The following is a 1,883-nucleotide window of genomic DNA, read 5'->3' as shown; positions in this document are numbered from 1 at the left end:
GGCATGACCAGCACGGCGGGGTCGGCCCGGCGCTGCTGGACGGCCTGCGCGAGCGTCTGCGGCGCGGGGATGTGCCGGGTCCAGTCGGTGGGGGTGCCGGGGGAGCCGTGCAGCAGCTCGACGGCCGGGAACCGGTAGGAGGCGTAGGCGGGTTCGAAGTACTGCGGGGGCAGGTAGACCAGCACCTGCCGGACGAGCCCGCTCGACCGGCCGCTCATCCGGACGTTCACCAGCCGCCCGCCCGCCACGCTCTGCCCGTGCGCGCTGGGGAACCCGGCGCTGAACGCCTTCACCTCGGGGACGCCGCGGCCGTTGGTGGACGAGTCGTCGGCGACGTCGCGGTAGATGTCGGTCCAACCCTGGTAGTAGCCGTAGTAGCGGTTGACCGCGGCGATTCCGAACAGGGCGGCGGTGAGGAAGGCGCAGAAGGCGGCGACGACGCGCAGTGCCAGGTTCCCGGCCCGGTACTGCCACCAGGTGGCCGCGACGAATCCCACCAGTAGGAGCAAGAACACCAGTATGTTCTGCGGCCCGATCATGCCGATCCCCGATCCCCGTTTTCGACTAGCGCAGTACCCCCGTGTGCCCCAGGGAGTAACGGCCCGGCTGAGGATAGACGCACAAACCGTGTGGACCCTCACCGACCCGGATCTTCCGGATCAACCTCCCGTCAACGGTTGAGATCGCATAAACCACTCCGTCGTACCGTCCCGACAGCCAGAGCACCCGCCCGTCCGCCGAAACGCCGCCCATGTCGGGGGAGCCGCCGCCGGGCAGCCGCCACGTGCGGTCGACGCGGCCTGTGGCGAACGACACCAGCGATATCGACCCCTCCCCTCGGTTCGACACGTACAGGACGCGCGAGTCGCGGCTCACGTAGAGACCGTGCGCGCCCTTCCCCGTCGGGACGAACCCGGTCTTGCGGAAGGTGCGCGCGTCGATCGTCCACACGCCGTTGGACGCCATGTCCGCTATATAGAACGTACGACCGTCGGGTGACAGTTTCACGTCCTGCGGTTGGGCATGAGTGGCGAGGGCGAGGGATCCGGTCACCCGCCGCTCGGCGGTGTCGACCCTCAGGACGTCCCCGGAGAACTCGCACGCGATGAGGAAGAAGTCGCCCGCCGCCGAGAAGTCGGCGTGGTTCGGGCCTCGGCAGGGGACCTTCACCGAGGTCACGGGCTTCATCGTGTGCGCGTCCCGGAAGTCGACGCGCTCCTTGCGCTCGGCCATGACGACCGCGTACCGGCCGTCCGGGGTGAAGTAGAGGTTGTAAGGGTCCTCCACCGCGACGGGCCGGCCGCGCCTCCCCGTGCGCGGGTCGATCGGGACCAGGTCGTTGGAGTCGTTGTCGTTGACCCACAGCGTCTTCAGGTCCCAGGAGGGCACCACGTGCTGCGGACGCCGTCCCACCTTGAACCTCGCGACCCGCTTGAAGGTCTGCTGGTCCAGGACGACGACGTCGTCGCTCTTGCTGTCGGGGACGTACACCCGCGCGGGCATCCCCTTCACGACGGGGCTGAGCATGCCGGGCCGGTCGTGGGCGTACACGTCGTCCCGGGCTTCGCCCGGAGCCCCAGCCGCCGGCGCCGGAGGCGGCGTCATCGGCGGGCCGGGCCCTCTGCGCCCGTAGGGCCCCGCCGATCCGCCGCCGGCGCACGCCGCGAGCGCCGCCGAAAGGGACAGCACGGCCGAGAACCGAACCCAGGGGACCGCCGCCGCAGCGGCCGGGATGCTCCGTCGCTCCAGCCTCACGACGGCCAGCGTAAAGCCCGCGGCGTGAGCACTCGGTCAACTTCCGATTCCACACTGTGACCGTGTCGCCGCCCGCCGCCCGCCGCCCGCCGCCCGCCGCCCGCCGCCCGCCGTTCCGAGGGCTCCGC

Annotated in this window: 2 protein-coding genes; both read right to left on the bottom strand. The window is 71.0% G+C overall.

All coding sequences use genetic code 11. The features are described 5' to 3' along the window. The coding region (locus AB0J52_RS38560) for an alpha/beta hydrolase-fold protein (RefSeq protein ID WP_500187990.1) at nt 1–509 on the bottom strand (509 nt) is incomplete at its 3' end. A 55-nt stretch (nt 510–564) separates the two neighbouring features. Then, nucleotides 565–1,551, bottom strand: coding sequence for a YVTN family beta-propeller repeat protein (locus tag AB0J52_RS38555; RefSeq protein ID WP_500187988.1), 987 nt, complete (start codon nt 1,549–1,551; stop codon nt 565–567). Between the last annotated feature and the right edge of the window lie 332 nt (nt 1,552–1,883).

The organism is Spirillospora sp. NPDC049652, from assembly GCF_040675125.1.
Lineage (GTDB): Bacteria > Actinomycetota > Actinomycetes > Streptosporangiales > Streptosporangiaceae > Spirillospora.
This window is presented reverse-complemented; position numbering and strand designations above follow the sequence as displayed.